The following is a 6,249-nucleotide window of genomic DNA, read 5'->3' as shown; positions in this document are numbered from 1 at the left end:
GTTGTGGGGACGCGGTTCCCTATAGCCGTTCTCAAAATCGCTGATCGTCATTTCGCTAAGATTGGCCTTTGCGGCAAGGCGCACTCGCGACCAGTTCAGTAGGGCGCGTGCTGCTCTTGATTGATCTCCAGAGATTAGGTTTCGGCTGTCCATACGATTCGAACATTCGATATGGCTAAAATGTTCCCTCGACTATTCTGCGATGATCGGAGGCTAGCCTTGCCTATAAGCCGCGCCTTATGCAATATCCGCCGCATTCCCAACGACGAGGCGCGGTACGCGCGGCGGTGCGGCCCGGGAAGGGCTGGAACCGTGGGCAAGGACCCTGGTGATCACGACATCGAAAAGGTTGGTGGGCGGCGCGCGTACTGCACTTCCCAATGCTCAACGTCTCAACCTGGTTCGACGGGTCGGAAGTCGTCGGGATCTGGCACCGGGGATCGCCATGAGAACTGGTGCATGAAGCTTAAGCCGGCTGACTGGCAACCCTTGCCTGAGGTTTACAGGCTGGCCCGTGAGGCTGACAAGCAGCGCGATCTCGACCTATTCCGAGAGCGGTCGCAAAAGCGCTGCCGAAGCGGCCGCCGTCGCAATCGGTGAGGCCGGGAACCGTGAGTCGGGTGAAGCACTTGTGCGGTGAGCAGGACTTGCGGCACCCATCGGCGCCGGATTTCCGGAAGGATGCCAGTCCAAGGATTTGACTCGCTACTGTCCGACCGAAAGCGTACAGTAGCGGTGTCGTCAGCTAAACAGGAATGGGCGCTGACGCTTGGGAGCGACGATCGCACTCTTGCCCTGAAGCGAGAGCAAACGCGATGACAGAACAATGTCGCCACGGCCTTAAACCCGAAATCGTCAGCGCGAACCGGCGGCCACGATCCTCAATATCGCGGGAAGCTCGCCTGCTTAACTGAGCACGTAATTGTCGTTTTCGTACTGAGGCGGACAGACTCTGCTGCTGCCGCTATTCAGCTGCATCGTCTGCAAATTGTCTTGGGCGCCGACGACCGAGGGAATGCGTGCTCTCGCCCGTTTAGGAGAGAGCGCTATGGATCTGCATCTTGATACCTACAAAAACGCGCTTCTGCGACGTATCGATCCCGGTGATCTGGATCTTTTCAAGCCGTATCTGCGTCACACCGTCCTCGAACTACGCACGCCGCTCGAAACTGCCGGACATGAGATCGAGTGTGTTTATTTCCCTTGCAGCGGCCTTGCCTCGGTTGTGGCAAAGAAGATCAGGGGAGCCGAAGCAGAAGTCGGCGTCATCGGTTTCGAGGGGATGACCGGCTCGGCTCTTGTCATGGGCGATGACCGAGCCTCGCATGATTGCTTTATTCAGATGGCGAGCGAGGCGCTGGTGATCGACGCTTCGCAGTTCAAAGCGGCTTTAGATACGAGCGAGACCCTTCGGTCGTTTCTCATGCGCTACGTCCACGCCTTTCATATACAAGCCACCTATACCGCTTTGATCAACGCGCGATGCAAAATCGAGGAACGCCTGGCTCGATGGCTGCTGATGTGTGACGACCGCGTTGTTGGCAATCGCATTGTCATTACCCATGAATACCTGTCAGTGATGCTTGGCGTGAGGCGCCCCGGCGTCACGGTCGCCTTGCAGATGATTGAGGGGCGCGGGCTCATACAGGCCCGGCGCGGTGAAGTGGTCATTCGCGACCGAAAAGGTCTTATCAATCTCGCAAACGGTAGCTATGGGGAACCGGAAGCGGAATACAGGCGGCTCGTTGGCGAAATCGAGATTCAGCCGCAGATTGTGCCTCAACGGGAACCATCACCGTAGGGGCGAGTTTGGGCAAATGGCTCTGTATTATTTTGATGTCGACGACAACGGCACGGTCTACCCTGATGATCAGGGCACCGATTGTGAAACCTTCGATCGTGTCAAAGAAGAGGCCATCCGCGCCCTTGTTGAAATGATCCGGGACAGCCTGCCGAATGGCGATCGTCATAGGCTGATGATCAAGGTACGTGATGACGGCGGCGGCGTTGTCTTACAGGTCTCGATAAACTTTGAGGTCGAAGCAGAGCACCGTTCCCACGGCAGCAGCTCGCCGGATTCACACGTCTAGTGTCGCCCACGCAACGCAAGCGCCGCGAGGAAGGCCCGCGCTGCGGCGTCGCACGCAATTTGCGAGGCTCCATTGGAATAGAGGATAACTTCAGCCGCCTTCAACGAGAGTCCATGCTTTTCAGCGAAGAATCCCATTGGATATGGTTGACCTTCTGAGTTCGGGTCTAGCACCCTTTGCGCCTTTGACACTGCACCTCCCCGACCGTTTCAAAATGGCCGGCGTGATATTGCCCGGTGAGACAACAGTGAAATCCGCGCCGGCCACTGCGGTATACGGGACCCGCTTGGGGCAAGTTACCGCTGTCTTGCTGAGCGACGAACCTTGGTAAAAAACGTACCGTCTTTTATTATTGAGAGGACGGTTTCAGCGGTCATATAATTCCTATCGTCGCTGGCTGGCAGTTGTGGGCGTCGGCGCTTGAGACTTCGCAAAGCTCCCGCCCATTCTCGGGGGCACGGACAGCGCGAACGGTGCTAATCCAGGTGCTAATCCAAGGCGACCATCCATGATCGTATGCCGGTCATTCTGGCGCCGGAGGACTACATGCGCTGGCTGGGCACGGAGCCCGATCCTCGCGACCCGATGAAGCCATTCCCGTCCCATCTGATGAAGATGTTGCCCATCGACAGCAAGGTCGGCAGCCCGCGCAACAACACGCCCGACATCATCGACGAGATCGGCATCGGGCCAAGCGATCTGTTTGACGTGTAACCCAACGGGAGGACTCCACGATGGCTCTAGTCGACGAGACCATGCTGGCATGGCTCGATGGCCTGGAGAGTTATATGAAAGAAGATGGCGTCTACGAGCTGCGCGTCCTTGTTGATAAGCGGGGACAAAAATACACGACGCATCGCGTTGAGACCCAGCTGCAAGACGACATGTTTGTCGAAGACGACGTGATCGTGCGCGTTGACGCCGACGGCCAGCGCCGGCCGATATCATTAGGTTAATTGGGTTACGCTGGCACACGCTTATCCTCCATCACGCGGCGCTCGGGCCCGCGCCTCCTTTCGATAAGTGGCGCGGGCCTCTCTTCCCAAAAAATCGTCGCCTGCCTGGAACCTTGTCGCGGCAACGAAATTTAGCTGATGTCCCCATTCGTTTTCCTTCGTCCATGAGGACTTCCCCGCTGGCTTCGGCCGGCGGGCTTTTCATTTCCGGCGGGGAAATTCGATAACCTTCGCCACGGCCTCCGGCTCAAGTGGCTTATGGCCAGGGACTTCGTGGTAAAACACCTGCCGAGCGTCGCGCTGATCGACCAACTGTCCGCAGTTCGGGCAGTTGTAGAAATGGTCTCGCTCGTCTGCCGGCTCGGCGCCGTGGCGCTTGCCGATGATCGGCGGGCCAAGATCTGAAAGCTTCGTCATGTTCCTGGCAATGCCTGCGCGGCCTTGGTTAAGGTCGTCCTATTGTTGCCGTGCAGGCGGATTAGTTCGCGCACCTGCTTTGGCGTAATGTTGTTCTGCAGGGCGAAAAATTTCACCTCATGGTCGTCATCCGCAGAGAGCCGCTTGCGATCCCGGAAGTCGCGTTTGCTTTTGTCGTCTGCCATATCGGATCCTCCTGGCTTGTAGATCCGCAACGCACGGCCGACCTCTTTGTTTCAGCGAGGAAACCAGCGCGGGGAAAAGGGTGGTTAATATCAACGGGCTCATTCGCGGACAGATTGCCGCCGCAGCGGGAGCAGAAACCACGCTGCACGTTTTCAGATGACTGGTACCATCTCAAGGTCTCATCGGCCTGGATCTTCAGATCCACCGACTTGCAGGCCGCCATCGCAGCAAAATTGCCGCTCGTCCGCGCAAGACAACGTCCTGATGCCCCATGGCTGCCGGCCAAGCGGAATAGAAGGCGCTTGTCCAGCGGCTCGTGCTCCGGATGCTTAGTCATGTCGGCCTTTCCACGAGCGGGGGTTTGGCGGGACATAAGCGCTCACCAGCCGGACGACCTCGGCCTTCACTGTCACCGGCACGCCGAGGTTAACCGTCACCTTGCCCTCGTCGACGTAGGTGACATCACCGATGAGTTCGATCGGCTGGCCGCGCGTCACCTTCGACGTTCTGTCGACGATCGAGTGCGGATGCCCGTATGACGGGATCGAGACGCCAATGCGATCCTCCGTCACGCGCCGCCGCACGGTCGCGGTGATGGCAACCTCGTCGCCACCTTTGAAACTACCCCTAGCCATTGTCCATCAGTCTGGAGCGGGCAGTGCGGTAGGCAAGATGTTGCTAATATGCCAACGAATGTACGAATTTAACAAAGCAATCGCCTGGGGGGAACTGAGTGGCCAGCGATTGTGTTATTTCGGCAGCCGGAGGCCCTTCCGGCTATCCTGTGTTCATGGGGCGGCCCGCTGCCCCTTTTCCCTCCGGCAGCGGGCCACCTCAGTTCGTTGTCCGGTTGGCATGTGCGCGTTGCGCCTGTGCGATCTTGCATTTATCGCGCTTCCGATCGTTATCGAGTAGCAGCTTGGCGGGTGGGAATCCTCTGCTTTGAAGCTCCGTTCGATGGCTTTCCGCCCTTCATAGTCGCCAGATTCCGCAAGTTTGCCGGCCTGCTGCCACATACGCGTGTCACGTTCTTGGGACATGATTCTTCTCCCCATGCTCTTGCGCTAGCACGACGATGGCGGCAGCTATGATTCCGCTTCCTGGGTCGGTTTTGGGCTCCTGTAGAGCCCAGCACCTTTCAACCTGGTGAAACATTTAATTCGTCTAAAATGTTCCGGGACTATTTTGGTGCGTGCTGATTGACTCGCGGCTTTGTGAGTCCGGTGTCCATGCGTTTGAAGTTCGTCCCGCCTTTGAAGCCGACCCTTGTCGAGCTTTGGCCGGACCCCCATTGAGGGCAGTCAGGGATTAGCGGAACCTAATTTGCGGCAGCAAATTTACCCCAGATGAACGAACAGCCGAACCGTACGAAACTCGTCCCTAACCCTCAGCCGCAGCGGGAGGCCAGCAAAGGGGTGTTGGTAACCGCAGCGGTGCTGCTCTTTGCGTGCTTCGCTCTTCTCGTCTTTTGGTTCCTTCAATGATCACACGCGGAATCAACTTCCTTGACCGATGGATGTCGGAACACCTGCCGAACGTTATGACCGATGATCCGGTCGCGGTCAGCGACCTGTCGGACGAAATGTTGAAGGCTGCTGAACGTGAGGGCATCAAGGCCGACGAAATCAACGAAGAGGTCGACAGCGTTTTCGAGCTCATTTTCGAAGCGACGCTTCACTGGGACGGCAGCATACCGGAGGAGGCCGGTCCTGCCTAAAGATAGCGCTCGCCCTCGGCACGGTGCTCTAAACAGAACCAGTGCGAGGGCTGGCGTGGCCGCGCAAATCCAAAGCCCGCATCCCTTCTGCATCCGGCGTGCTCGCACGAATGGTTCTCGATCCGTCGCCAGTCGCGCGGCGGCGCTGTCATACCTTCGGCGAGGCGTGATGGTTCGTCGCTCATAAAAGTTTGATTGGTTCGATCAGCCCCGCATGGTCATTTGGCTGCTTGTTGACGGCCGCCGCATTGACCTCCCGACCGACCCTGTAGAACTGCAACTGCCCATCGATGTCATGGCTGAGAATGTCCTTCAGGTCGCCAGCAGGCGTCTTGGGATCCAACCAGGCGTCGTAGAAGGCCGGGCCGAGGATGAGCGGCTGGCGGTCGTGGATTTGGTTGACTGGCGCCGCGGACGGCTCGGTAATGATCGTGCAGCTGGTGATCTCAAGATTCGAATTGTAGGCCCACAGGCCAGCGAACGAGAAGGGCGCGTGGCCTGGCTGGAAGATGTGCCAAGGGTCTTTCTTGCCGTCCGCAGGCGATATCTTCCACTCATAGAAGCCATCGGCCGGGATCAGGCAGCGCTTCGACTTGAAGGCATCTCGAAACGCCGGCGCCGTGTCGATGCCCTCGATCCGGGCATTGAACATTGCCGCCTTGGGCATTTCCTTCGCCCAGAACGGCACCAGCCACCAGCGACCGGTCCGAAGCTTATGGTTTCCGTCGTCACTGGCGGTGATGAATGGGACTTCGTCGGTGGGCGCGATGTTGTATCGCGGCGCGTCGTTGCGGCCGACCTCAGCCGGCGCAGTCAGCCGGTAGAGCCGATGGATCTCCGACCACGACAGATATCGGGTATAGCGTCCACACATTGCCCAGAC

At 58.2% G+C, this 6,249-nt stretch carries 9 protein-coding genes and 1 pseudogene; 6 read left to right on the top strand and 4 right to left on the bottom strand.

Annotated elements, in window-relative coordinates:
* On the bottom strand, positions 1-153 hold a 153-nt coding region (locus H0241_RS31875; RefSeq protein WP_181061723.1), incomplete at its 3' end, for a helix-turn-helix domain-containing protein.
* An 895-nt stretch (positions 154-1,048) separates the two neighbouring features.
* Between H0241_RS31875 and H0241_RS31870 the strand changes: the two genes are divergently transcribed.
* From H0241_RS31870 to H0241_RS35460, 5 genes and pseudogenes are all read left to right on the top strand, one after another.
* On the top strand, positions 1,049-1,801 hold the full coding sequence (locus H0241_RS31870) for a Crp/Fnr family transcriptional regulator (RefSeq protein WP_181061722.1): 753 nt from the start codon (positions 1,049-1,051) through the stop codon (positions 1,799-1,801).
* Between the two features lie 16 nt (positions 1,802-1,817).
* The gene (locus tag H0241_RS31865; protein ID WP_181061721.1) at positions 1,818-2,090 is read left to right on the top strand and encodes a DUF6894 family protein; all 273 of its coding nucleotides are present in this window, start codon (positions 1,818-1,820) and stop codon (positions 2,088-2,090) included.
* 498 nt (positions 2,091-2,588) lie between these two features.
* Positions 2,589-2,804: pseudogene (locus tag H0241_RS31860) on the top strand (SOS response-associated peptidase family protein); the annotation flags it as partial.
* Between the two features lie 20 nt (positions 2,805-2,824).
* Complete coding sequence (locus H0241_RS31855) at positions 2,825-3,046, top strand: hypothetical protein (RefSeq protein ID WP_181061720.1); 222 nt, start codon at positions 2,825-2,827, stop codon at positions 3,044-3,046.
* A 258-nt stretch (positions 3,047-3,304) separates the two neighbouring features.
* Positions 3,305-3,451 carry a hypothetical protein gene (locus tag H0241_RS35460; RefSeq protein ID WP_210285149.1) on the top strand — a complete coding sequence of 49 codons (147 nt, stop codon included), beginning with the start codon at positions 3,305-3,307 and terminating at the stop codon, positions 3,449-3,451.
* An 8-nt stretch (positions 3,452-3,459) separates the two neighbouring features.
* Here H0241_RS35460 and H0241_RS31845 read toward each other — a convergent pair whose 3' ends face one another.
* Both H0241_RS31845 and H0241_RS31840 read right to left on the bottom strand, forming a co-directional pair.
* Entirely contained in the window at positions 3,460-3,648 is a 189-nt protein-coding gene (locus H0241_RS31845) for a DUF3606 domain-containing protein (RefSeq protein ID WP_181061718.1), read from the bottom strand.
* 330 nt (positions 3,649-3,978) lie between these two features.
* Positions 3,979-4,284, bottom strand: a complete 306-nt coding sequence (locus tag H0241_RS31840; protein ID WP_181061717.1) for a hypothetical protein — start codon at positions 4,282-4,284, stop codon at positions 3,979-3,981.
* 845 nt (positions 4,285-5,129) lie between these two features.
* Here H0241_RS31840 and H0241_RS31835 point away from each other — a divergent pair.
* Complete coding sequence (locus H0241_RS31835; RefSeq protein WP_181061716.1) at positions 5,130-5,366, top strand: DUF768 domain-containing protein; 237 nt, start codon at positions 5,130-5,132, stop codon at positions 5,364-5,366.
* A gap of 181 nt (positions 5,367-5,547) precedes the next feature.
* Here the strand turns inward: H0241_RS31835 and H0241_RS31830 are convergent, their stop codons facing one another.
* Complete coding sequence (locus H0241_RS31830; protein ID WP_181061715.1) at positions 5,548-6,240, bottom strand: SOS response-associated peptidase; 693 nt, start codon at positions 6,238-6,240, stop codon at positions 5,548-5,550.
* Positions 6,241-6,249: the final 9 nt, after the last annotated feature.

The sequence above is a fragment of the Mesorhizobium neociceri genome (assembly GCF_013520985.1).
GTDB classification, from domain to species: domain Bacteria; phylum Pseudomonadota; class Alphaproteobacteria; order Rhizobiales; family Rhizobiaceae; genus Mesorhizobium; species Mesorhizobium neociceri.
Note: the sequence above shows the minus strand (reverse complement) of the source record. Positions and strands in the feature narration are given on the sequence as shown.